This is a genomic window from Marinobacter sp. CHS3-4, assembly GCF_030053415.1.
Lineage (GTDB): Bacteria > Pseudomonadota > Gammaproteobacteria > Pseudomonadales > Oleiphilaceae > Marinobacter.
Window position 1 is genome coordinate 246575 of record NZ_JASGBJ010000002.1, and the last position, 24067, is coordinate 270641.

The following is a 24067-nucleotide window of genomic DNA, read 5'->3' on the forward strand; positions in this document are numbered from 1 at the left end:
CCTAAACAACTTTTGAGGTTTTAGCGTCAATGACCGTGCGAACAATCACCGCTTTCTGGATGTTGATGCTTTGCCTTTGCGCGCCGGTAGCTGCCGATAACAAGATCGTCCTCGCCAGCGGCGACTGGCCTCCCTATCTTGGTGAGCAGTATCCAGATGGCGGCTTCGCAGCGAGGATTATCACTGAGGCTTTTGAGCTGGAAGGCATTGAAGTTGAATACATTTACCTTCCCTGGTCACGAGCCCTTGCCTCTGTAAGAACGCCCGAAGTGCAGGCTTCCGCCGTTTGGTCTTGCACAGAATCCAGGGCTGTCGACTACCTCTACTCTGCGCCATTGCTGCCCTACCAGTATGTGTTTTATCACCGAGCGGATATGGCCTTTGATTGGGATTCACTTTCAGACCTTCAAGGGCTAAGCGTCGGCCTGACTCAGGATTACAGCTACGGTGAAATCCTGTCTGCTGCTATTGAAGATGGCGTGATTTTTGGGGACGTAACAACCTCTGATTCCGCAAATTTCAAAAAGCTGCTGCTTGGAAGAATTGATCTTTTTCCGATGGATCCGGTCGTGGGCGAGGCCATGATCAATGAGGAATTCCGCCCCCAGGCTGACAAGCTGACCTTTCATCCCAAGCCTTTGCGAAGGGCGTTCTACCATCTGGTGTTTGACAGGGAATCGGAGACCGCGCCCCAGCTGATCGAACGCTTTAACCGGGGGCTGCAGACACTGCGTCAAAACGGCAGATATGAAGAGATCATTGGCAATGCACTATCGAAAAGCAGCCAACCTGAAGCTGCGCTGATTCTGCGCCAGTCGTTAGTCGATTGGGATAGCGGAACAGAAAGCGGTATTTGTAACGACAGTTAGTATCCGTTGAAGTCGGCGAACGCCTCTCTGACATAAGAAGCCAGCGCGTCAGTGATCGGATTACTTTGTCCTCTGACCAACGAGATCTGGTAATCGCCAAGGTCGGGCAGGCTGCTGTCAGTAATTTTTCGCAGTGGTGAGCGCACCAGGCCCAATGGAAAGGCGGCAATTGCCAGATCCGCAATCATTGCTGCTTCCTGGCCTGTTGAATGCTCGCAAGTGTAAGCAATGCGATACGAAATGTTCTCCTGATCCAGCGCCTTCGTCGCCATACGGCGCCAGACACAACCGGTCGGCGCCAGTGCAATTGGCAGAGGCGACTGATGAGCTGCTATACCCCCTTCCCTGCCTACCCATACCAGGGGCTCCGAATGAACCACTTCGCCACGGGCATTCTGTCCTTCGTTGCCATTCACAATAAGAGCCATATCAAGCTCACCGGAGTCCACTCTTTTCAGGTTCGTTCGACTGCTGTCCACCATCACGTCGATCTGGACCGCCGGATAGGTGCGGGAGAACTGAGCAAGCAAGCTGGGTAATATGCGGGTGCCAACATCGTCTGACGTACCGAATCCAACCCTGCCTTCGAGCGTGGGACTCAAAAACTGCTCCATGGCTTCTTCGTTAAGCTTCAGCAACCGCCGCCCGTAGCTCAGTAATACCTCACCCTCTGATGTCAGTTGTACGTGGCGGGCATCTCGAATGAATAACGCCTTGCCCACTGTGTCTTCCAGACGCTTTATCTGCATGCTGATCGCAGATGGCGTTCGATGAACCTGTTTGGCTGCACGCGTGAAACTGCCACTTTCAGCAATGGCCACGAAGGTTCTCAAAACATCATTATCCAGTAGCTGCATGTCGCGGGTTCCGCTAATAGTCAGGCCTTAATGAAACTGGTCCAATGGCAAGCCAATCAAGGTTCAATTTATCTTAACTAAGGTATCAGGTCTTTTCGTTTGATTGAACCTTGAGCGTGAGCAATGATGATCGTGAACAAAGACATCCACCAACGTGTACCGGGAGGTAGACTATGAACACCGCCGAACTACAGTCCGCAGGACTTCACCATAAAGGTACTGTTGGTGGGCTGATGAGCGCCGCAGAAACCTGGACAAAGCGCATCTCCCGCCGGCAGCAGTTTCGCCAGACCTTTCTTCCGTTGCTGGAAGAGCGCGATCAGATTCTGTCGGACATCGGATATAGCCGCTTTGATATCCATCGCGCACTCAGATTGCCGCTTCGGCAAGACGCCATGGAGTACATGGAAGCCAAACGGCAATTCCATCAGAAGCAAGCGTCTTAAATCTTGCTCACGCGATGAATGCCGCTGATGGCCTCGCCATTCCAGACAAATTCGAAATGCGTGCTTTGAACCACGCTTTTCACATGTCTTGGAGTGAACAGGCCCCAACAAAGAGCGCCGGGGTTGCGTACGGAAAAGTATTGCAATCCCGAGGCGCCCTCTTTCTTTAGCGCCTTGCCCAAGGTTCTGGACGCGGTATAGCTGACCGGATCATAGATGGCGTTATTCGCACTCCATTCAGTGGCATCGTGCCAATCTGCCTCCCCCACTTTTACTCTCAAACCTCGGAAAACGAACCGGTCATAATCAAGGCCATGCACGCCTGCCCAATAGCGGCCCTGGTGGTATGCCACTTCCTTTACGGCTGTTGCCACCGAGTCCGCAATGTAAAGCACACCAAATTGGCCATCACTGAAACGACTACCGTCTGGATTCACATGCGTGAATGCGCTGATCGCGTATGAGCAACCGGTGATTCCGAACGGAATCTCTGACGGATTGATCAGGTTAAGATTGCCAATCTCTGTCTGTATCCGCGGGTTGGTGAGTGCTTGGAGTTGATACAGCAGTTGGAACTCACTCTCGTCAGCGACATCATCAAACAGGCTGATCGGCGGGAATTTGGAGTTGATCAGGCGGAAACCGGTAAATGGCTCCAGAGTGCGAACGGGCGGCAGAGAACTGTTTGCCGAGTCTGTCACCACAGCCCTCCGCGCAGGGCGTCGATCCGTTTAAAGGTTTCATAGAGCGCCGCAAACTGCCCGGTACTGATGATGTCCAACGGGCTTTTGCCGTTGAAGAACGGGTTATCGTTTTTCAACGCCATAAATCCATAGACGTTTTTGGGGTTTTCGAACAGTGTACGTAGCGCACTGTGAATGTTCAGCAGGTAGCTGATTCGCTCAAGCTGATCCTGGCTCAGGCTGGTTTGTGCCGGGTTCTTTCGGTATTTGTAATAGGCGGGCCGGGAAACCTGCAGAATCTTCTGAACCTGGTCTGCACTGCACCCCCAACGGTCCAGGATGGCAAACACTGCTTTCAGGCCAGCAGCGGACATTTGATCACTGTCATTTCTTGGAAGTGCAGACGCCTGGCTCATACCGGAAATCTCAACAGACCATGATTTAGTAGTCTCAGAATAGACAATGTAAATACAGGTGTCTATCGAAAGACTGAATCAGCATGGCCCTGAAGATCCGGAAAAAACGCAAGAAAGTGCTCTTCTAGCGCGGATTCGTGGTCGCAAATCTCTTCGATAATTCCATGAAACGAATGGGTAAAGCGAACACGATTGGCAACGCGATCAATCGCAAAGCCAATGTTGTCCAGCCTCCGGTAAGAGCGAAACCAGTCATACCGAACAATTCGGCCAGTCACCTTTTGCATTGGCTCTGGCATATGCTTGCGGTGACGTCGAAGCTCCCGATAGACCTGGCCGATAAATTCTTCCTGACTTACATCACTGAATCTGTCCCAGTGACGCAACAGAAAATGGTCATAAAGGATGTCCAGCGCAACGCCCGCGAATCGTCTGCGTTGCTTTGAGAAAAGCTGTTTGCTGGCAATCACTTCCGGATGCTGATCCGTAAAGGTGTCGACCGCCAGGTGATGTAAAAGGCCTTCCCGCACATCAGATGGCAATTCATCTCTGTCCACCCATTTCGCAAAATCCCCCATCAGACTGCCGACCCGGTGCAGTTCGCTGTCTGGTGCAAGAAACAAATGCGCGAGATGATTCAAGAGGATCTCCAGAGTCAGAAACGAATCGTAGCCCCCAGCCCCATTCCATCTATGATCGTGGTGCCATTGTCATAGTACTGCAAGTATTCGATGTTTCCAGACAGGCCGGGCGCAATCTCAATGTCCAGACCAGCACCGAATGAAAAATCGGAATCTTCTTCGGTGGTTGTACCGGCGGACGAGGTTGCAATGATCTCCACGTGGGAAGCGCCAAACAGAAAATAGGGCGTCACCGGCGATTGATTCGCCAAATGAAGCACTGCGTATGCACCCAAGGTATTATCCAGGGAATAGTCCACTCCTCGGAGATGATGGTCGTCAGTGCTGAAGCCAATTCTACCCTCAATACCAAAATACGGGTGTGGTTGGGCGCCGATTTTCGCAGACATCGTTTCCACACTTAGCCGATCAAAACCGTCGTCAATCGATGCAAAGTTATAATATACCCCCGCATAAATGTCCGGGCCGGACTTATAAGGATCCGCGAAAGCCGGGGAGCTGATAATGATCAGCGGAAAGATTGCCGCCGCTGCAGTAAGTAGGTTCATTCGATTGCTTGTATTCATCAGACGGTCTCCGGTTTGGCTGAACTGCGTTCCCTAGCAACTACTTCCTGAAGCCTGCCCTTACCTGACCAGCAAAACCAGCTCCCGAACCCCGCTTTACCTTAAATTTACCTGCCTTGAAACTGCCTGTAACACCCTGACACAACGGGGGTTCCACCTTGCGAATGGGGCATGCCGGATGTATTCTGACGCTCTCTCTGTTCAGCCGGCTTGAGCGTCCTTTGAGAAATCTGAGTCCTGTCGTTTTCATTGTCAGCATCATGTTCATACTTTTGAGTATTTTCATGGTCTTACCGGTGCTTCTTTTAGTTAATTCTGAAGCACCGAATGCTATGGCATTTGCGGAATCGTCTGCCATCTGTCTGGGCACGGGACTTATCGGGATATTGATGACCCGTCGCAGTGCTCAGGACCTGAAGCCACGCTTCATGTTTGTACTGACCGTTTCCAGCTGGTTCATTCTTTCCCTGCTGTCTGGCCTTCCCCTGTATCTGAGCGATCTTGATCTGACGCTTGGCGAAGCTTTTTTCGAAAGTACTTCCGGTATTACAACGACGGGCGCCACCGTACTGTCCGGACTGGACACCATGGATGCAGACCTGCTTCTGTGGCGCTCGATTCTTCAGTGGATCGGCGGCATCGGTATCATAGGCATGTTCGTTGCGGTACTGCCGTTCCTTCGGGTGGGCGGCATGCGGCTGTTTGCCACCGAGTCCTCAGAGTGGACAGACAAAGCCCTGCCCCGGATGAAAACACTCAGCCGCGGATTGCTGGTGGTTTACGTGGCTTTTTCCATAATCGCAGTGGTGGTGTACTGGCTATCGGGAATGAGCCTGTTCGATGCCTTCAACCACGGCCTGACCAGCATTGCCACAGGTGGCTTTTCAACCTCTGATTCGTCCATGGCTAAATTCGACTCGAATCTGATCTTGTTGGAAGCCACCTTCTTCATGATGATTGGTAGCCTGCCCTTCTTCCTGTTCGTCCGAGAAATGCATGGCCAACACGGCGTGCTGTTCCGCGATCAACAGGTCCGGCTGTTTGTCACCATTCTATTGGTGGTACCGGCACTGTTGACCTCCTATCGCTGGACGGTCTCCGGCGGTGAACTGGACCTGATCGACGGCTATGTGTCGACTCTGTTCAACGTTACCTCGGTGGTAACAACCACGGGATATGCGTCTGACGATTATTCGTCGTGGGGGCCGCTGGCCTTCGTTGTGTTTTTCTTCCTGATGTTCGTGGGCGGGTGTTCGGGCTCTACAGCGGGCGGCATGAAAATTTTCAGGTTCCAGCTATCGCTGCTGGTGCTGAGAGAACAATTGATGCGGCTTCTCCATCCTCGGGCGGTACTGACACGCAATTACAACGGGCGAGCCGTCAGTGACGAAATCATTGCGTCGATGATTGCCTACACGTTTATCTTCCTGCTTTGCCTTCTGCTGATTACAACCGCGATGGCGGCGTTGCAGCTGGATTTCATCACCAGCCTGACCAGTGCGCTGACAGTTTTGACGAATGTTGGCCCAGGTCTCGGGGAAATCGTGGGTCCGGCTGGCAACTTTGAGCCCATTCCAGAGATCGGCAAGTGGATTCTCTCGGTGGGAATGCTGATGGGCCGGCTCGAGATTCTCAGCGTTGTGATCGTGCTCTCGCCGGCCTTCTGGCGCAGTTAAATCACAGAACGTGTGCTTTCAGAAACTCACCGATATCGACGATCTCTTCCAGGCACACACTGTGTTCCATCGGATAGGTCTGGTAAGACGGGCTGAACCCTAACTCTTTTAGCTGCTCCACACTTTTGCGCCCCAGAGACTCTGGCACCATCGGGTCAAACGAACCGTGGTAGACCTTGATGGGAATGTCACGGTTACTATCAGAGATCTTTACGGTTTTAGCTGTCGCAAAATAGGTTGATAACGCGATGATTCCGGCCAGTCGCTTGGGATAACTCAGCCCCAACTCGTAAGCGACAGCCCCACCCTGGGAAAATCCGGCAATCACAATGTTATCGCTGCTGACACCACGTTCGATCTCTTGATCGACCAGCTTTGCCACAGCATCCGAAGAAGCCATCAATTGCTCGGTGTCCACCACCCGGTCAATGTCCATCGCCCGAATGTCATACCAGGCAGGCATTCTCATGCCACCGTTGATGGTCACTGGCAGGTTCGGTGCGTGTGGGAAAATAAAGCGCACGGCCGCGTCTGAAGGCAAGCCAAGTTCTGGAACAACGGGCTCAAAATCATGGCCACTTGCGCCCAGCCCATGAAGCCAGATCACAGAGGCTGTCGGGTTGGAATTGGTTTCTATCTCAATGGTTTTCAAAGCTTCCACAAATACCTCAGAAATCAGTTCGAAGATTCGTTTGGAGACGGATTTCGGCCATTCGCTTCCAGAGCGCTCACCACCGGGTTTGCGTACATATCCAGAAGATACGGCTGCGCGGCCGGAGCACAGGCGTCCAGCCGCCGCTTCATTTCCGCTTCGGCCGCGTCAATATCGGCAGGCGACCAGGTTTCTGCCGTTACCACAGAATCACTGACAAAGTCTTCCGTGCTACGGGCATCTGGATGAATGGATCGCTGCTGATAGGCCACCAGATTGGATAAGTGCAGATGGTAATTGGCGTGCATTTCGTGGTCGATTCTGGCGGCAAATTCTTTGGGGTTGTCTTCTGCATCGGCAATTGGCTTTCCGAAATGCACGTGCACGTGACCCTTGTAGCCGGTCAGGCCTTTCATGATGGATTCGGTGTCTTCGTCTTTGGTTTTCGCGTATTGGCCGGTTCTGGCGCGGGTCTCCAGCTCACGGGCCTTGTCCAGATCACAGGGGTCATACTCGTAAGCGATCGACACCGGAACAATGTGCAAACGGTTCATGGCTTCGGCAAAACTCAGGCCGGTCTTCTTCCGGCTCATATAAAACATCTTGATGATCGCCGGGTCTGTACAGTCCAGCCCGTCCTTTGCCCGCCCTTCCCGCTGAGCAATCCATATGCTCTCGTTGTTATCGATGCTGTGGTTGATAAACCCGGAAAGCGTCAGGTAGGCGTCACGCATCTCACGCGGGCTGGTCATGTTCCGACGAACCACAAAGCTCTTGTTTAGCCGCATCATTTCCGCAAATACACGATTCGACAGCAGGTTATCGCCGATCGCAATTCGCGTGGTATTAAAGCCGTTGGCGAACAGAAGGTAGTTCACCACCATGGGATCAAACACGATGTCCCGGTGATTGGAAATGAACAGATAAGCGCCGGTTTTATTAAGGTTCTCCAGACCGCTCTGGGTGACCCGACTGGTGGTGTCCCCCACCAGATCCCCCACATACCCGGACAACTTTGCCTGCAGATCGTTGATCCTGGTTACCTGGCCAAACTGGCGTATCAACCAGCGTCGAATCCAGCCCCGTAACAGGGCTGGCGCCCACCGCGAAACAACTGGCGCTTTGAAACGGCCAATCATGTCCAGAAACTCAGTGTCCCGGACCAATTGATTGATTGCCGTTTGGGTTTCGTCATCGCCGTATGGGCGGATGGCATCAAAGTCCTGCATGAATTTCCTGTCCGTTGATTGCAGAAAAAGCGGTATTGTAGCCTCCAAAGCCCCCGCCTGTCTTTTGCGTTTCTGGTACCATAGCGCGTTCGCAATGAACCCCCTACTAAACGCACGCTCTTGGCACCCGACCGGTTCGAATACACTATGGATTTTGAGCAGTTAAGCACCGTTCGCCCCGAAACGACCGGAGAAAGCCCCGAAGACGTTCTTCACCGGGTGTTCGGGTACGAATCTTTCCGGCTGTTGCAGGGCGACATCATACGGGAAGTCGTCGCTGGTGGTGATGCCCTGGTACTGATGCCGACTGGCGGGGGCAAATCTCTCTGTTACCAGGTGCCGGCGCTCGTTCGAACCGGCACCGCCGTGGTGATTTCGCCCCTGATTGCTCTGATGCAGGATCAGGTCGCAGCGTTGAAAGAACTGGGGGTAAAAGCCGCTTTCCTGAACTCGACCATGGACGTTGATCAAGCCATGGACACCGAAAACGCACTGATGACCGGTGAGCTTGACCTGCTCTACTGCGCACCAGAGCGGTTGATTCAGCCGCGCACCCTGAATCTTCTCAAGGAAGCTTCGCTGTCACTGTTTGCTATCGACGAGGCGCACTGCGTTTCCCAGTGGGGACATGATTTCAGATCCGACTACCTGGAACTCACCCGTTTGGCCACGGAGTTTCCAGGCATACCCAGAATCGCACTGACGGCAACCGCCGATGAACGCACCCGCAAGGAAATCGCTGAACGGCTGTCACTGACCCGGGCTCGTCATTTTGTCAGCAGTTTTGATCGGCCGAATATCCAGTACCGTATCGCCGCAAAAACCAACGCCAACCGGCAACTCCTGGATTTTATATCAGCAGAGCACAGCGGTGACTGTGGCATTGTCTATTGCCTGTCCCGAAACAAAGTGGACGCAACCGCCAAGTTGCTTCAGAAGCAGGGCTATGCGGCGCTTCCCTACCACGCCGGGCTGGACGCCCGCACGCGGGCTAGCCACCAGGAGCGCTTCCTGAGGGAAGACGGCATTATTATCGTTGCCACCATCGCCTTTGGCATGGGTATCGACAAACCCGATGTTCGATTTGTCGCTCACATGGACCTGCCCAAAAGCCTGGAAGCCTATTACCAGGAAACCGGGCGTGCGGGCCGCGACGGAAAACCCTCCACTGCCTGGATGGTGTATGGCCTTCAGGATGTCATCAAACTGAGGCAAATGCTGGAAGCGTCACAGGGGAACGACCAATTCAAGCGAGTAGAACGGCAGAAGCTGGATGCAATGCTGGGGCTTTGTGAAGTCACCCAATGTCGGCGTCAGGTGCTACTTCGCTACTTTGGTGACACGCTGGACACCCCCTGCGGAAACTGCGATACCTGCCTGAACCCACCAGAAACCTGGGACGGGAAAGTGGCTGTGCAGAAGGCTCTATCCTGCGTTTTCCGTACCGGCCAACGATTTGGCGTCACTTACCTGATCGATGTTCTGCGGGGTTCTGAAAACGAACGGATTATTCAGTCCGGCCATCAGGCTGTATCCACCTACGGTATTGGTCAGGAACTGTCAGCGAACGAATGGAAATCTGTGTTTCGCCAACTTGTCGCAAACGGTTACCTTCGGGCTGATCCGGATGGGTTTGGTGCACTGCAATTGACCGAAGAGTGTCGGCCTCTTTTGAAAGGCGAAGTGGATATCGAGCTTAGAAAGGACCCCGTTCAAAAACCGGGCAAAACCAGAGCGTCTGGCGGAAGTTCAAGCCGCAACCGTAAATACGTCGATGAAGTCGAAGACAAGGAAGCCTGGGAGGCACTGCGGGCTTGCAGAAAGGCGCTGGCCGAGGAAAAAGGCGTTCCGCCTTACGTTATTTTTCACGACGCCACATTGTTCGAAATCCTTGAAAAACAGCCCGCGACTTTGGCCGATATGGCCGACATCACGGGCGTTGGCGCTGCCAAATTGGAGAAGTACGGCGCTCAGTTCCTATCCGCGCTGAAGCCTTTCTTGCGAACCCGATAATGAGCGACGGAAGTAGCCACGTGGTTTCCCTCCTGATCGTACATCAGGCCCTCCAGCTCGAAGGCGGCCCGGCCGGTTGAATCCGCTTCGGCTTTTATCGCTTCTACAGCTTCCTCATCCAGTGAAAATTCAACAACCACATCGGAATTGGCCGCTTGCAGAAACTTCAACGTCATTTCTTTCAGAATCGGAGTGTAGGCCGGACCAAGATCAAACAGGGTCAACACCCCGCCCGGTATTTCAGCCACCAGGAAATAGGCCCCGGCATATAGGCTGCCAAAGTGATTTTTATTGCCCTTTAGCGGAATGTGCGCCTTGACGTAACCCGGCCGCAATTCGACGACGCGAAAACCGTTGCGGGGCGCAAAAGGAATGGAAAGTCCGATAATCCGATTCACAGCGGCATAACCGCTGGTTTTGCGCAACCACTTCAGAGGTGAGCCCAGGCCCGCCTCTGGGTCAGAACCGGCCACCCACTGCCCTGTCGCACCAATTACATTGTCGATCCACGCCATTCGTTTACCCCAAAACAATGATTAACAATTCAACGCTGTTGCCCGGCGGATTCTGATCTAGAATAAGACCGTATTGATATCAACCAGCCGAAACTATTCGCTTAGTGTAAAGCAAAGGAAGCATGAGTTGTGAACGGATGAAGTGTCTTCGGCGAGGGAATCTCGCCCTTTCTATCGCTGTAGTTTTGCATCTGGCAACTCCTGTGCAGGCTCTCGAAGTAAAGGCAGATCAGATTCAGGACCCGGATCGGTTCCTGCTCTGGTACCGCAACTACGACAGCCCCCCTGTTCGGGCGTTGGTCAAACTCGCCTTTGAGAAAACCCCGGAATACGGCCCCTATACCCTTGCCAGAAGCACTGAAATGTCCCAGGGGCGTGCCATCAGGGAATTGAAGAACCCGGAATCGGATCTTCTGGACATCATTAACGTTGCCAGCGACAGCCGGCGGGAAAAAGAGCTGAGCGCCATTCCCATTCCAATAGACGGCGGCTTGCTGGGCCTTCGCGTGTGCGTGGTCAGAAAAGACGACCTGAAGAAATTCGAAGGCATTAAGACCATCCAGGATCTTTCCCGGCGGGACATTCGCATTGGGCAGGGTACCCATTGGCCCGACACCAGCATATTGAAGGTCAATGGTGTGCAGGTAGTAACCCACTCGCGATATGAAATCCTGTTCCGGATGCTGGACAACGATCGTTTCGACTGTTTTGCCAGGGGCGTCAGTGAAGTGCTCTACGATCTTCGTCTGGAGAACAATCCGGAATATGTGGTAGAACCCGGCGTTCTGATTGCCTATCCCATGCCCTCATTCTTTTTCGTCAGCAGAGATGATTTCGATGCAGCTCATCGACTGCAACTGGGCATGGAGCGAGCTATCCTGGACGGCAGCTTTGCCAATTATCTCGACCGATACTACGGCCAGGCCATTGAGGAGCTGAACCTGGGTGAGCGGAATGTGCTCGTGCTTGACAACCCTTTTCTGGGTCAAGAGTCCTGGGACATTGGCCAGAGAACGCTCCAGGAGCTTCGAGAGCGCATCGAGCAGATGCGCGAATAGCCTCCTTACACTTTGAAGCGGGAAACGTTGTCGCTCAGCGATGTACCAATAGACTCGATCTGACCACTGTATACGTCGTTTTCGCTGGCAGCGGTTGCGGCCTCCTGCCCCTGATCCGCAATCCGGGTGATGGATGAATTCAGCTCTTCGGTAACCGAAGTCTGTTCCTCAGATGCGGTGGCAATCTGGGTCGTCATTTCACTGATTGAGGTAATCGCGTCTGCGATTCGCTTCAATGAATCCATCGCGTCCTGCGCTTTTTCCATACTCACGTTTGATACCGCGGTGGATGCCTGCATCACTTCTACCGCATTCTTCGCGCCGTTCTGAAGTTTCTCAATCATACTATTGATCTCTTCAGTACTGTCCTGCGTTCGACGGGCAAGATTGCGAACTTCGTCAGCAACCACTGCGAAACCTCGCCCTGCTTCGCCAGCCCGGGCAGCCTCGATAGCAGCATTCAACGCCAGCAGGTTGGTTTGCTCCGCAATGCCCTGAATGACTTCCAGAACCGATGTAATGTCTGTGACGTCTTTGCCGAGCTTATCGATAACTTCCGTCGCCGCGCCGATCTCTTTAGACAGCTTCTGGACCGCATCGCGGGAGGCCGACACGGTCTCTAGTGACTCGCGGCTGTCGGAATCGGCATTCTGGGACGCATCGGCCGTTTGCTGGGCGTTCTGGGCAATCTCGGCAGCCGCCGCCGACATCTCGTTGATTGCTGTTGCTACCTGATCAATTTCCGCCTGCTGCATCTCTACACTGTGACGGCTGGTACTGGCCGTTTGACGCAACGATGTCACGTTTTCCTTGAGCTCAGCGGTACCCCGCTGAACATCATTAACCACGGTTTGTATGTTCGCAACGAACTGATTGAAACCAGACGCCAATTCTCCGAATTCGTCTTTGGCACTGTCATCCAGACGGTTTGTCAGATCAGCGTCACCGCTGGCAATGTCAGCCATTGCAACATTCAAGCGGCGAACTGGTGCCATAAGCGCGCGGATACCGAACCGGAGAATCACGAGAGAGATAATCAAACCCACGGCCGCAATAATCAGACCAGTGATGCGGGCCTGCTGAACCGGTGCGTTGAGCTTATCCAGGTTGACGAATGTGCCCAGATACCAGTCTACGCCACGGGCGTTCTTGATCTGGTGGAACCGGGCAGACCAGTCAGCCTCCTCAGTTTCGTAGTTGTGTGGCTCTCCATCCAGGTTGGGCGCCTCATTCAACAAGGCTTTGATCTTCTTGCCCACCAACTTTTTGTCCGGATGGAACAGAACCGTCCCAGCTTTATTGATCAGCGTGGCGTAGCCAGTATCGGCAAGCGTGACGGTCGACAGCAGCTCTTCAATCGTCTTCAGAGCAATATCGCCGCCCACAACACCCTGGAAGTCACCGCGTGATACAGGGGCAAGAGTGGAAATAATCGTTCCGCCCGTACCCGCATCCAGATAGGGTTCTGTAAAGGATGCCTTACCTGTTGCCTTGGCCTTTTTGAACCAGGGCCGGACTCTAGGGTCATAATCATCCGGAAGAGTGGCTTCGGATTTGTCATCTTTCATCAACATATAGCCATCGTCACGACCGACGTACACATCGATAAAACCACCGCCGGAGGTCGCCTGGGCCAGAACGACTCGAGCTTCTTCGTCTGAGGTCGATGATTCCAGTGCCTTGGCTGTGGCGGTGGTCATTTCAAGTCGCGTATTCAGCCAATCCGCGATGCTCTGGGTACTCTGAGCCACCGTGTCGTCGATGAGGGCTTCGACATAGGTGTCGGTTGTATTCTGAAGCCTGAGATTTCCGCTGAAGGTAAACGCTCCCATGACCAGCACCAACAGTACGCTAAAAGCAATCAACAGCTTTTGCCCGAAACTCAGATTCATCGCAATGACCCTTTTATAAGTTCTTAATGCTTATTGTTCGGCACATCATGAAAAGTCTTTAACGGTATTCCGTGAAAGTCTTTAACCGTAATGAATATTAAGTGTGCAACCGACTCTGATAAAATATAGCCTCAAATCAGACATTTTTGGGATATTCACCAAAATCACCCGACCGGAGCTGTTTCTATGGCCCACGAAGAACTTCATCTGAATCTTCGTAATCTTGAAACCCAGGACTACCCACAACTTCAGGTACTGATGGACAGGATCTATGACGACATAGGCGGCTCCTGGCCTGAGGACACCATTAAAGGTCTTGTGGATCAGTTTCCCGATGGGCAAATGTGCATTGAGGAATCTGGCGAGCTGGTAGCTGTGGCGTTAACGGTGTGCGTTCAATATGAAAGGTTCAGCAATCCTCACACCTACGACGACCTGATTCTGCGCAACGAAAAGATCTGGCATAACCCCAAAGGTGACTCTCTTTACGGGCTGGACGTGTTGGTACACCCCGATTATCGCGGCTATCGCCTGGGTCGACGGCTGTATGAAGCGCGCAAGGAGCTCTGCCGCTCAATGAACCTGAGGGCCATCCTGGCCGGTGGTCGTATTCCTGGCTATTTCAAGTACTCGGATCAGTGTTCGCCGGAAGAATATATCCAGAGGGTCGACCGGAAAGACATTTACGACCCCATTCTGACCTTCCAGCTGTCGAACGATTTCCAGGTCACACGCCTGATGCACAAGTATTTGCCTGAAGACGAGAAGTCTCAGGGCTACGCAACGTTGCTGGAATGGCGAAACATTCTCTATACGCCGCCTTCGTCGCTTTTGAATGCCAAGAAGACTCAGGTCCGGCTCGGCGCTGTTCAGTGGCAAATGCGGGAATTTACGTCGGTGGATGAGGTTCTGGAACAGGTTGAATACTTTGTCGACGCTCTGTCTGATTACAAAAGTGACTTTGCACTGTTCCCGGAGTTTTTCAACGCACCCCTGATGGGCCTGACAGACCAGATGGACCAAACCCGTGCCATACGGTTCCTGGCTGGCTTTACGGAGCAGTTCCGTAGCGAGATGTCTGAGATGGCAGTTAGCTACAACATCAACATCATTACCGGCTCGATGCCATTGCTGGAAAATGATCGTGTCTACAACGTGTCGTATCTTTGCCACCGGGACGGGCGAGTCGACGAGCAGCGGAAAGTTCATATCACCCCACACGAGCGTCGGGACTGGGTCATTGAAGGTGGTGACCGCTTCCAGGTGTTCGACACCGACGCGGGCCGCGTGGCCATCATGATCTGCTACGACATCGAATTCCCGGAACTGGGTCGCCTCGCCGCCGCTGAGGATGTCGACATCATCTGCGTCCCCTTCTGGACAGACACCAAAAATGGCTACTTGCGCGTGCGGAATTGTGCACAGGCTCGGGCTATTGAGAACGAATGTTATGTGGTGATCACCGGCAGCGTTGGAAACCTTCCGAAGGTTGAAAATCTGGACGTTCAATACGCCCAGTCAACGGTGTTCTCACCGTCAGATTTCGCCTTCCCCCATGACGCAGTGATGGCCGAAACAACGCCGAATACCGAGATGATCATGTTCTCTGACATGGACCTGGAGAAGCTGAAACTGGTCAGGAACGAAGGGTCGGTCACGAACAGGAAAGATCGGCGCACGGATATTTACGAGGTCAATACCCTGAAAAATTCTGACTGATTGGCCGTTATTGACTTCAAATGACAGTGAGACATGGAACGTATGAGCCTGAATAAATTGCCAAACATTTCCAGTATGGCTATTGTTTAACCAGTGTTTGGCTTTTTTTACATTTGTAGGCCGTTAATTGACTTGAAACAGACAGTCTGTAGATAACACTTATGCTGACAATGAACGAAGCGCTTCCAGATCTATTTGCGCATTTCAACGTAAAACAGGGTCTGTTCCGCCGTAGGGAACGGGTTCAGGCTGCCCTGTTTGAGCTGGACGACTATGGTTGCGTGATGAAGACCGACAAGCTGTTCGAGCCAGGCGACACGCTGGTACTCGATCTAGTTATGGAAATGCCTTTTGACGACATTCGGGCAGACGGCATTAACGGACTGGTTACTGAGCGCAGAAAACATTGCAGCAACTTCTTTTATTCCATTGATTTTTCAGAACTTAACTCGGACGATCAAGCGGGTTTGCCAGGCAAACTCCGGCGCATAAGGGATGTGCTTAGCAAGAAGCAGTCACTCAGATCAAGGCGTGCAACAGGACCTGCGTCCAGCATTCGCCAATCGGCCTGAACCACTTCACTAAAGTCGCTACTGAACCATCAGGAGAAAGTGCTCATGGGCAAGAAAGCCAGCAAACCAAACGTCGACAAAGTCGTCGAGCGAGTCAACAAGGAATTTGAAAAGAGCTCCGAGCGCATCGAGAAGCTGATCAACGATGCTCTCAAGCAGTTCGATGGGCTTCAGAACCAGATTCAGGAGCCGGTCAAAAAACTGTTGAAAGAAGTTGATGAGTTGCGGGACCGTGAAGTAAAACGGTTCACCGATGAATTTGATCGTCGCATGGACGAATTCCATGAACTGCAGAACAGCGTCATGGAACGTCTCGGTATTTCCGGCTCTGGTTCAAAAGGTAAATCCAAGGCGTCTGCAGGCAAGAAAAAATCGACTGCATCCAAGACCAAGAAAGCGAGCACTAAAAAACCTGCGGCCAAGAAAACAGCTGCGAAGAAACCTGCGGCCAAGAAAACCGCCGCTAAAAAGCCCGCTGCGAAGAAGGCTCCAGCAAAGGCCGCTGACAACGGCGACCTGACACGCGTTAAGGGTATTGGGCCCGCCACTGCCAAGAAAATGAAAGAGGCAGGCATCAGCAGCATCGAACAGATTGCCAATCCATCCGCCGCTGACCAGGAGAAGCTAGCTGCGTTCAGCAACGTAAAAGGTTTTAGCACCTTCAGCGCAGAGGCCAAGAAACTTCTTTAATGCAACAAACTGACCAGCCTGTATTACGGGACATTGTCCTGATAGGCGGTGGACACAGCCATGTCGGGGTCCTTAAGCGTTTTGCGATGGACCCCGTGCCTGGCGTCCGCCTTACCCTCATCTGTCGTGACACCCATACACCCTATTCCGGAATGCTGCCCGGTTACGTTGCCGGACACTACAGCTACGACGAAGTCCATATCGACCTCAGTCGCCTTGCTGAATATGCCGGAGCGCGTTTTTACCGTGATGAAGCTATTGGCATTGATCGCCGGTCCAAAAAGGTACTGTGTCGCTCTCGCCCGAACGTTCCCTATGATCTGTTGTCGATCAACATTGGTTCCTCGCCGCGGGTAAGCGAAGTCGATGGTGCCAGTGAGCACGCTGTGCCGGTCAAACCAATTAACGGATTCAACCAGCGTTGGCTGTCTTTGCTGTCTCAGCTTGAAAATCACGACGGCCCTTTGAGTGTTGCCGTCGTAGGTGCCGGTGCCGGGGGTGTTGAACTTACACTGGCAATGCAGTTCAGGCTGCAGAACGAATTGAAAAAACGTGGCCACGATACCGATCAACTTCAGTTCCATTTATTCGATGCCCAGCCCCGGATCCTGCCCACCCACAATGACAAGGTTCGAAGCCTGTTTGAGGAAACCCTGAAACAGCGTGGCGTCAAGGTACACCTAGGCGCCGCTGTGTCCGGACTTGACGGGCAAACGCTGAAAACAGACAGCGGGGAGACTGTACGGGCAGACCATGTTCTATGGGTAACGCGCGCTGGCGGACCTGCCTGGCTTGAGGACACCGGCCTGGCTCTGGATGAAGGTGGATTTATCCGGACCCGGGATACCCTTCAGACCGAATCCGACGAAAATATCTTCGCCGCCGGCGACATCGCCAATGTGGTGAATCATCCTCGCGAGAAAGCGGGGGTATTTGCGGTTCGCCAGGGGCGTCCGCTGGCGGACAACCTGAAGCGTCTGGCGCTTGGTCAAAGCCCCAAGCCGTTCAAACCGCAAAAGAAATGGCTTGCGCTGATCAGTACCGGTGATAAATACGCCATTGCCTCCCGCGGAGACCGGTCTTTCTCCGGGGCCTGGGTATGGCAATGGAAAAACTGGATCGACCACCGGTTCATGGCGAAATTTAACGACCTTCCCGCCATGGAGCAGGAAGCTGCCCTGCCCGACACGGGCGCCGCTCAAAACCCGGAAGAAGCGTCGCAGGCTATTTCCGCCGTTGCGATGCGCTGTGGCGGATGTGGTGCCAAGGTTGGCAGCACGGTGCTCTCCCGGGCCCTGGGGGAACTTAAACCCATTGAACGGGATGACATCATCATAGGCCTGCATTCGCCGGATGATGCAGCCGTACTCAAGGTGCCTGAGGGAAAAGCCGTTGTTCACACCGTGGACTTTTTCCGGGCGTTCATAGACGACCCTTACATTTTCGGACGAGTCGCAGCCAATCATGCACTGGGCGATGTCTTTGCCATGGGTGCAGAAGCTCAGAGTGCCACGGCGGTTGCCACCGTGCCCTACGGCATTGAATCCAAGGTCGAAGATGTGGTTTACCAGATGATGTCGGGTGCCGTTGAGGTACTGAACGAAGCCGGTTGTGCGCTGGTGGGTGGCCATACCGGTGAGGGAAAGGAACTGGCGCTGGGCTTTGCGGTGAATGGCTTTATCGACCCTGAAGAGGTCATGAGCAAAGGCGGATTGCGGGCAGGCGATGCCCTGATTCTGACCAAACCCATTGGCACCGGCACCCTGTTTGCGGCTCATGCAAAACTTGAAGCAAAGGGTCGATGGATCGACAGCGCGCTGGCCTCCATGATTCATTCCAACAAGTCCGCTGCTGAATGCCTGCGTCGCTATGGTTCCAGGGCTTGCACGGATGTGACCGGTTTTGGGCTTCTGGGTCACCTGGTGGAAATGACCCGGCCGTCTGGGGTCGATGCAGAGTTGAACCTGAGCGCTATTCCGGTTCTGCCGGGTGCAGAAGAAACCGCTGCAGCCGGCATTCTCAGTTCACTTCAACCGGCTAACATCCGCCTGCGCCGTGGCATTCGGGATCAGGAAAAATGGGTCAAGCATCCAAGGTACCCGCTGATATTCGATCCACAAACCGCGGGCGGTCTCATGGCGAGTGTGCCTGCGGATAAAGTGGATGCCTGTGTGGCTGAGCTGAAATCGCTGGGTTATCCCCATACGGCTATCATCGGGCGAATTCTGCCTCAGGACGAGAGCGGTCCCATAGAGCCAATCACCCTGACCGAGTGAGTTCTGATCGCTGAGTTGTCGCCATTGTCACGGCGGCAGCGAGCGACGCTTTCTCGTTCTCCGGGCTGAAGTCGGAGGCCAGCTTGGCAACGGCGGCCTCCAGCTCCCTGACGAATTGCGGATTCTGTTCAGCTTTCAGCATCAGTGCCGCTAGGTCTTTTTCGTCACCAGTACGAAAATAGCCAGGGTACGCAGGCCCCAGCAAACCGGTATTGCCCGGAATGTCCGAGGCCAGAATCGGCAGCCCCATACGGCACGCTTCGGAAACAACGTTTGCGCCACCCTCCATGATCGAGCTGATCACCATCACGTCGGAATCCTGCATCAGCCGCCGGGTTTCATCGCGCCCTATTTCACCCATCCAACGGAAACGTGGATTCGTCTCCTGCTCTGTTCTAGCCCGGTTTTCCCACTCGGCTGTGTGAGCCTTCCCAGCATTAAGCACACGGATACCCGAATTCGCTGGCAGCAAACGGGCGGCCAGCGCAGCGCGCAACGAATCCTTTTCATCACGAAGATGCCCGATTACGCAAATCTGGAAACCTTCCCCACGAGAGCCAGTCTCTCTGCTGGATAACGCGGCCGATTGCAGAACGGTGATCAGTTTTTGCCTGAATTGGTCGGGGATATCCTGGTCAACCTGTCGATGGAGGCAAATCAGGCAGTCGGCCTGCTCCATCGAATAAGCCGTTTCTTGTGGAAACCGGTATTGGTGGTCGTAAATATCGGTGCCGGTGAGTGCAATAACCAGTGGCTTGGTGGGATAATCCATCCGGAATTGCTGCACCGCATCGTGGCTGCGCCAGGCGTGAAGTGCAATCAGCAAATCACAGGGCAAGTCAGGGTTGTATTCCGTTACAATGCAGACCTGATGCCCGTCTTGCTCGAGCAGCTCGGCCCAGCGCTCCGCTGTGGCCCGGTTGCCGGCCCGAGACCCCGCAGGCGCAGGCGTAATAAGAACAATCTGCATGTTTGGCCCAATTCTGTGCGTTGAGAAAATCAGTCATTTTTTTGTTCAAACTAAGCCGTTTGGCCTATCAAATCGTATACATGTTCCGACTCGCCGTAAATCACGGTATGCTGTTTGGGCCTGTATTTTCGGTACCTTACAAGACACAAGTCGACTTTGATAAGAATCATTCATCCCTTACAAAAAGGACATTCAAATGGCCCTGAATCTGATACGGAAGTTTGCCGCAGCAAGTGGTTTGTTGTTCGCGTTCTCCGCAGCTGTTTCGGCCCAGACGCTGGTTTTCACTGCTATCCCCGACGAAGACGAAACCAAGTTGGTCGAAAGGTTTCGTGGTATCGCAGATTATTTGTCAGAGAATCTTGAGGTAGACGTTCGCTATATTCCGGTTAAGTCCTACGCTGCTGCCGTTTCTGCGTTTCGCAACAATCAGGTTCAGCTAGCCTGGTTTGGCGGTCTGTCTGGAGTGCAGGCACGCTCTCTGGTCCCTGGTTCTCAGGCGATCGCGCAAGGCGTCGAAGACAAAGCGTTTTACAGCCACATCATTGCGCACGAAAGCACCGGCCTGAACGAAATGGACGAGTTAAGCGACGAACTGCGCGGCAAGACCTTCACCTTCGGTTCAAAGGGATCGACGTCTGGCCGTTTGATTCCTGAATACTACATCCGCGAAGCATTCAGCGAAGCGCCAGAAGACGTTTTCTCCCGCGTTGGTTTTAGTGGTAACCATACCCGCACTCTCCGTTTGGTAGAAGCAGGCACCTATGATGTTGGCGCCATCAATTTTTCAGTCTGGGACAAGGAAACCAAAGCGGGAAATGTCGATCAGGACGCCGTAAAGGTCATCTGGACAACACCCAGCTATCCCAACTATCAGTGGAGTATCCGCGGTGACGCCGACGAACGCTTTGGTGAAGGCTTTACGGATCGCGTTCAAAAGGCGCTGCTGAACATGAAAGACAAGGAGCTTTTGAACAGCTTCCCTCGTTCCGGCTTTATCCCGGTGTCCAATGACGCCTACAAGCCCATCGAAGTGGTTGGAAAACAGATCGGAATCATTGATTAATGTCAGGATTTGATCTGACTGGCCTTACGGCCTCATTCGGGGGAGAGAGGGTGATTGGCCCGCTCTCCCTTAGTGTTAAAAAGGGCGAAAAGGTGGCCCTTGTCGGGCGCAGCGGTGCGGGTAAATCCACACTCATCAGCCTTATACATCAGCAGGTCGGTCGTGCGTCGTCGCTGGTACCCCAGGACCTGGGCCTGGTGAACGCCTTGCCAGTGTTCCATAACGTATTTATGGGACAGTTGGACGCCCATTCGGCCTGGTACAACACCCTTACGTTGATACGGCCTTTCGCGAAAGATTCAAACGCAGTTCGTGGCCTGCTGAAAGATTTGTCCATGCCCGAAAAAATATGGATGCCAACGGCGTCTCTTTCCGGAGGACAGCGACAGCGGGTGGCGATTGCCCGCGCCCTTTTCCGACATTCGAATCTATTGTTGGCGGACGAGCCAGTGTCGGCACTGGATGGCCCTATGGCTCATCTGGTTATGAAAACCTTAAGCGGGCGCTTTGACACCAGCGTGATTGCGATGCACGACGTGGAGCTGGCCCTGAAATACTGCACACGGATTGTCGGCATTCAGGATGGGCAGATTGCCCTGGATGAAGCCAGCGAGCGCCTGACGCCTGCCGACATTTCGCCTTTGTACTGACGCGCCCCATGTTTTCCTCCCCCACGGTACGAGTCAGCTTTCTTTTCCTTGGCATTGCTCTGGTCGCACTCTTGTTTGCCGACATTGCAATCACCGCAGCAAACCCCTGGAAAGACCTGGGACGATTCTTTCTGGGTGTTGTCACACCGGATTTTTTCAGTTCTGAAGGCGTGGCCGTTGCCCTTCTGCGAACCGTAGCCTTCGCCTTCGTTGGGGTGGCCCTGGGCAGCCTCTGTGGTTTTGCGTTGTCCCTGGTCTATCGAAACCCCATCGTAAGAACCTTCTGTGCCTTTATCCGCGCCATTCACGAACTCTTCTGGGCGCTTATCTTCCTGCAATTCTTTGGCTTTCATCCGCTGACGGGCGTGCTGGCTATCGCCATTCCCTACTCTGGCATTTTCGCCAAAGTCTACTCCGAAATTCTTGAAGAAGCTGATCCGGTGCCCGGCCGTCTGCTGCCCCCGGGCACAAGCACCATTTCGCGATTCCTGTACACCCGTATTCCGGATTGCTGGGTTCAGCTTCGCACTTACACCGCGTATCGCCTGGAATGTGGTCTGCGTTCAAGCGCCATTCTCGGGTTTGTTGGCCTGCCTACTCTTGGCTTCTTTCTGGAGTCCGCTTTCTCTCAGGGGCACTACTCTGAGGCAGGCGCCATGCTGATTCTGTTCTACGTCGTGATAGCCACCATGCCGCTCTGGGTTAGGCCCAGGCTACTGCCCATTTACGTGTTGGGCGCACCCTTTTTTCTGGGCGAAGGCCTGCCTATCGTCTGGGGAAACGTTGAGCGTTTTTTCACGCAGGATATCGTGCCCTCGCCCATTCGGAATGGAGAGGGCTTCTCAGGACTGCTCACATGGCTGAACGACGTGATGGTCACGGAAGCCTTACCGGGCATCTGGAATACGCTGGTGTTGACCCAGATTGCGCTCGTGGCAACCGGCATTATTGCGTTACTGGCGTTTCCGCTGATTTCAGCTCATTTCGGTGGGCCGGTTCGCCGAACCGGCGGCCACATCTTTCTGGTCGTCGTCCGCTCAACGCCAGAATACATTCTCGCTTATATTCTGTTGCAGCTCTGGGGGCCGTCCATGCTGCCTGCCGTGATCGCGCTGGCGTTGCACAATGGCGGCATCATCGGCCACTTGATTGGCCGGCAGACAAGCGCGATCCGGCTCCGCCCGGATGCCCCGATTGGTTTTAATCGCTATACCTACGAGTTGGTGCCACGGGTGTACCGTTCGTTCCTGGCGTTCCTGTTCTATCGCTGGGAAATCATCATGCGGGAAACCGCCATTCTTGGCATCCTCGGCATCTACACCCTGGGCTTCTATGTCGACAGCGCCATTCAGAACATTCAGTTCGACCGCGCCATGATCCTTATCGTTATAACCGCCCTTCTCAACATTGGCATCGACGTTCTTGGACGATTTATCCGCCGAAAATTGGCCTTACAAACCATGCCAACCTGCTGATCCTGCCTACCCCATCACAGTTCCGAAGATTACCGGCGTCATTCAGGCCAATAGTGTTTAGAGGCGTGGGTAACAATTGGTTACACTCTGTATCCAGTACTTACATGGAATCTGAAGTGGTAAGGAATCGCTGAAAAATGAGTAGTCTGATTATTCTTCTGGAGCTGGGGCTGTTTGCGCTGTTGCTGCTATTGGCCTTCCGCGTGCTGAGTCTCACCCGAAACGAACCTCTGATACCCGCAACACCGACAGAGGTGTCAGACGCTCACCACTCTTATATCGAAAGCCGAATGGCGCAACCAGCCTCAAAAAGCTCGTTTCTCTCATCGCCCTTTGACAGACAACAGGCCATGAGCCGAAGCCATGATAAGTGCGAACTGATTTCCCGGCTGCATATTTTGACAAGCCTGCAGATTCGGGACTGTAAGGAACAGGATCTGGAGATTGAAACCGCGCACCTGGCTGTGAGGGAATACGCCGTTTGCTGGCTATACGGTGCCGCCTGTGCCTTAAGCGGCCCCACGGAGCGGAATTCTGAAGAGCTTGCCAGGCTCGTGAGTCAGTTTGCCAGCCGCAAAGCCGGCATTCGTCAATCCGAAGCCATGACCGTGATCGCGACCATCACCCGCCAGTCTTCGTTTCTATCCTGTTTCAGGGGTGGCATTGAAGGTGCAGAATTCTGGAAATCCCACCATTTTGTGCCCAGAGAAAAGAGCCTGTTTGAGGCAGTTACCTCAAACACATTCGTGTGACTGAATGGGGGCCTTTAGTGCCCCGCACCGACGGGCGAATCCACGGCCGTCAATTCCCAATCCTTGCCAAGCGACGTAACCTTGCCCGTTCCTTCCGACCCGTCTACCACGCCGGAAACCTCTGGCTTTCCAAAGCTACCGTCCTCGTTGCGCGTCATTGAATCCACTTCAACGGATCGAACCTGGTAAGTCACGCCATTGCTGACAACCTTTGAGCGATGGTTGAGCCCGAAAATAAACCGACAGTAGTCAAGTTTGAGCTGCATCAGGTCTTGTTCGGCCTTCTGAATCTTTCGCAACAGAACTTTTTGGACGCTATCGCCGTAATCCATGAGGTCGGAATCCCTTTCAGTACAATTTCTGGAATTCTACACAATTTAACAA

At 53.5% G+C, this 24067-nt stretch carries 24 protein-coding genes; 13 read left to right on the forward strand and 11 right to left on the reverse strand.

The genetic code is table 11. The annotated features are described in order from the left end of the window. The first annotated feature begins 29 nt into the window (after positions 1–29). Complete coding sequence (locus tag QLQ17_RS09095) at positions 30–869, forward strand: substrate-binding periplasmic protein (protein WP_283209271.1); 840 nt, start codon at positions 30–32, stop codon at positions 867–869. On the opposite strand, the gene QLQ17_RS09100 is transcribed toward QLQ17_RS09095, so the two are convergent. Further along, a complete protein-coding gene (locus QLQ17_RS09100) occupies positions 866–1726 on the reverse strand; it encodes a LysR substrate-binding domain-containing protein (protein ID WP_283209272.1) in 861 nt (286 codons plus the stop codon). The genes QLQ17_RS09095 and QLQ17_RS09100 overlap by 4 nt on opposite strands. A gap of 173 nt (positions 1727–1899) precedes the next feature. Here QLQ17_RS09100 and QLQ17_RS09105 point away from each other — a divergent pair, with 173 nt between their 5' ends. Continuing rightward, on the forward strand, positions 1900–2172 hold the full coding sequence (locus QLQ17_RS09105) for a hypothetical protein (protein ID WP_283209273.1): 273 nt from the start codon (positions 1900–1902) through the stop codon (positions 2170–2172). Here QLQ17_RS09105 and QLQ17_RS09110 read toward each other — a convergent pair. From QLQ17_RS09110 to QLQ17_RS09125, 4 genes are all read right to left on the reverse strand, one after another. Further along, on the reverse strand, positions 2169–2873 hold the full coding sequence (locus QLQ17_RS09110) for an RES family NAD+ phosphorylase (protein ID WP_283209274.1): 705 nt from the start codon (positions 2871–2873) through the stop codon (positions 2169–2171). The two genes, QLQ17_RS09105 and QLQ17_RS09110, sit on opposite strands and share 4 nt — an antisense overlap. Continuing rightward, a complete protein-coding gene (locus QLQ17_RS09115) occupies positions 2870–3271 on the reverse strand; it encodes an MbcA/ParS/Xre antitoxin family protein (RefSeq protein ID WP_283209275.1) in 402 nt (133 codons plus the stop codon). The genes QLQ17_RS09110 and QLQ17_RS09115 overlap by 4 nt, the downstream gene beginning before the upstream one ends. Positions 3272–3333: 62 nt before the next feature. After that, positions 3334–3912, reverse strand: a complete 579-nt coding sequence (locus QLQ17_RS09120; protein WP_283209276.1) for an acyl carrier protein phosphodiesterase — start codon at positions 3910–3912, stop codon at positions 3334–3336. Positions 3913–3926: 14 nt separating this feature from the next. Further along, on the reverse strand, positions 3927–4478 hold the full coding sequence (locus tag QLQ17_RS09125; RefSeq protein ID WP_283209277.1) for an outer membrane beta-barrel protein: 552 nt from the start codon (positions 4476–4478) through the stop codon (positions 3927–3929). A gap of 260 nt (positions 4479–4738) precedes the next feature. Here QLQ17_RS09125 and QLQ17_RS09130 point away from each other — a divergent pair, with 260 nt between their 5' ends. Further along, the gene (locus QLQ17_RS09130) at positions 4739–6154 is read left to right on the forward strand and encodes a TrkH family potassium uptake protein (protein ID WP_283210138.1); all 1416 of its coding nucleotides are present in this window, start codon (positions 4739–4741) and stop codon (positions 6152–6154) included. Position 6155: 1 nt separating this feature from the next. Here the strand turns inward: QLQ17_RS09130 and QLQ17_RS09135 are convergent, their stop codons facing one another. Next, a complete protein-coding gene (locus QLQ17_RS09135) occupies positions 6156–6815 on the reverse strand; it encodes an alpha/beta hydrolase (protein ID WP_283209278.1) in 660 nt (219 codons plus the stop codon). A gap of 14 nt (positions 6816–6829) precedes the next feature. Further along, on the reverse strand, positions 6830–8035 hold the full coding sequence (locus QLQ17_RS09140) for a lysophospholipid acyltransferase family protein (protein WP_283209279.1): 1206 nt from the start codon (positions 8033–8035) through the stop codon (positions 6830–6832). A 147-nt stretch (positions 8036–8182) separates the two neighbouring features. Here QLQ17_RS09140 and recQ point away from each other — a divergent pair, with 147 nt between their 5' ends. After that, positions 8183–10048 carry a DNA helicase RecQ gene (recQ, locus tag QLQ17_RS09145; protein WP_283209280.1) on the forward strand — a complete coding sequence of 622 codons (1866 nt, stop codon included), beginning with the start codon at positions 8183–8185 and terminating at the stop codon, positions 10046–10048. Here recQ and QLQ17_RS09150 read toward each other — a convergent pair. Further along, entirely contained in the window at positions 10006–10563 is a 558-nt protein-coding gene (locus tag QLQ17_RS09150; protein WP_283209281.1) for a PaaI family thioesterase, read from the reverse strand. The genes recQ and QLQ17_RS09150 overlap by 43 nt on opposite strands. A gap of 203 nt (positions 10564–10766) precedes the next feature. On the opposite strand from QLQ17_RS09150, the gene QLQ17_RS09155 reads away from it, so the two are divergent. After that, on the forward strand, positions 10767–11621 hold the full coding sequence (locus QLQ17_RS09155) for a transporter substrate-binding domain-containing protein (protein WP_283209282.1): 855 nt from the start codon (positions 10767–10769) through the stop codon (positions 11619–11621). Between the two features lie 5 nt (positions 11622–11626). Here QLQ17_RS09155 and QLQ17_RS09160 read toward each other — a convergent pair whose 3' ends face one another. Next, a complete protein-coding gene (locus tag QLQ17_RS09160) occupies positions 11627–13513 on the reverse strand; it encodes a methyl-accepting chemotaxis protein (protein ID WP_283209283.1) in 1887 nt (628 codons plus the stop codon). Positions 13514–13699: 186 nt separating this feature from the next. Between QLQ17_RS09160 and QLQ17_RS09165 the strand changes: the two genes are divergently transcribed. The 4 genes from QLQ17_RS09165 to selD all read left to right on the forward strand — a co-directional run bounded on the left by QLQ17_RS09165 (position 13700) and on the right by selD (position 18770). After that, positions 13700–15232: a bifunctional GNAT family N-acetyltransferase/carbon-nitrogen hydrolase family protein gene (locus QLQ17_RS09165; protein WP_283209284.1), complete on the forward strand. Its 1533-nt coding sequence runs from the start codon at positions 13700–13702 to the stop codon at positions 15230–15232. A 170-nt stretch (positions 15233–15402) separates the two neighbouring features. Further along, the gene (locus QLQ17_RS09170; protein WP_283210139.1) at positions 15403–15804 is read left to right on the forward strand and encodes a hypothetical protein; all 402 of its coding nucleotides are present in this window, start codon (positions 15403–15405) and stop codon (positions 15802–15804) included. A gap of 45 nt (positions 15805–15849) precedes the next feature. After that, positions 15850–16494, forward strand: coding sequence for a helix-hairpin-helix domain-containing protein (locus tag QLQ17_RS09175; protein WP_283209285.1), 645 nt, complete (start codon positions 15850–15852; stop codon positions 16492–16494). Further along, positions 16494–18770, forward strand: coding sequence for a selenide, water dikinase SelD (selD, locus tag QLQ17_RS09180; protein WP_283209286.1), 2277 nt, complete (start codon positions 16494–16496; stop codon positions 18768–18770). Before QLQ17_RS09175 ends, selD begins: the two co-directional genes overlap by 1 nt. Here the strand turns inward: selD and senB are convergent. Next, positions 18754–19740, reverse strand: a complete 987-nt coding sequence (senB, locus tag QLQ17_RS09185) for a selenoneine biosynthesis selenosugar synthase SenB (protein ID WP_283209287.1) — start codon at positions 19738–19740, stop codon at positions 18754–18756. The genes selD and senB overlap by 17 nt on opposite strands. Positions 19741–19936: 196 nt before the next feature. On the opposite strand from senB, the gene QLQ17_RS09190 reads away from it, so the two are divergent. The 4 genes from QLQ17_RS09190 (at position 19937) to QLQ17_RS09205 (ending at position 23683) form a co-directional block, all read left to right on the forward strand. After that, positions 19937–20806 (forward strand): putative selenate ABC transporter substrate-binding protein, encoded by an 870-nt coding sequence (locus tag QLQ17_RS09190; protein ID WP_283209288.1) that lies wholly within the window; start codon positions 19937–19939, stop codon positions 20804–20806. Next, positions 20806–21456, forward strand: coding sequence for an ATP-binding cassette domain-containing protein (locus QLQ17_RS09195; RefSeq protein WP_283209289.1), 651 nt, complete (start codon positions 20806–20808; stop codon positions 21454–21456). The genes QLQ17_RS09190 and QLQ17_RS09195 overlap by 1 nt, the downstream gene beginning before the upstream one ends. Before the next feature lie 8 nt (positions 21457–21464). Next, the gene (locus QLQ17_RS09200; RefSeq protein ID WP_283209290.1) at positions 21465–22931 is read left to right on the forward strand and encodes a PhnE/PtxC family ABC transporter permease; all 1467 of its coding nucleotides are present in this window, start codon (positions 21465–21467) and stop codon (positions 22929–22931) included. Between the two features lie 137 nt (positions 22932–23068). After that, complete coding sequence (locus QLQ17_RS09205; RefSeq protein WP_283209291.1) at positions 23069–23683, forward strand: hypothetical protein; 615 nt, start codon at positions 23069–23071, stop codon at positions 23681–23683. A gap of 14 nt (positions 23684–23697) precedes the next feature. Here QLQ17_RS09205 and QLQ17_RS09210 read toward each other — a convergent pair whose 3' ends face one another. Next, complete coding sequence (locus QLQ17_RS09210) at positions 23698–24015, reverse strand: hypothetical protein (RefSeq protein WP_283209292.1); 318 nt, start codon at positions 24013–24015, stop codon at positions 23698–23700. Positions 24016–24067 lie beyond the last annotated feature (52 nt).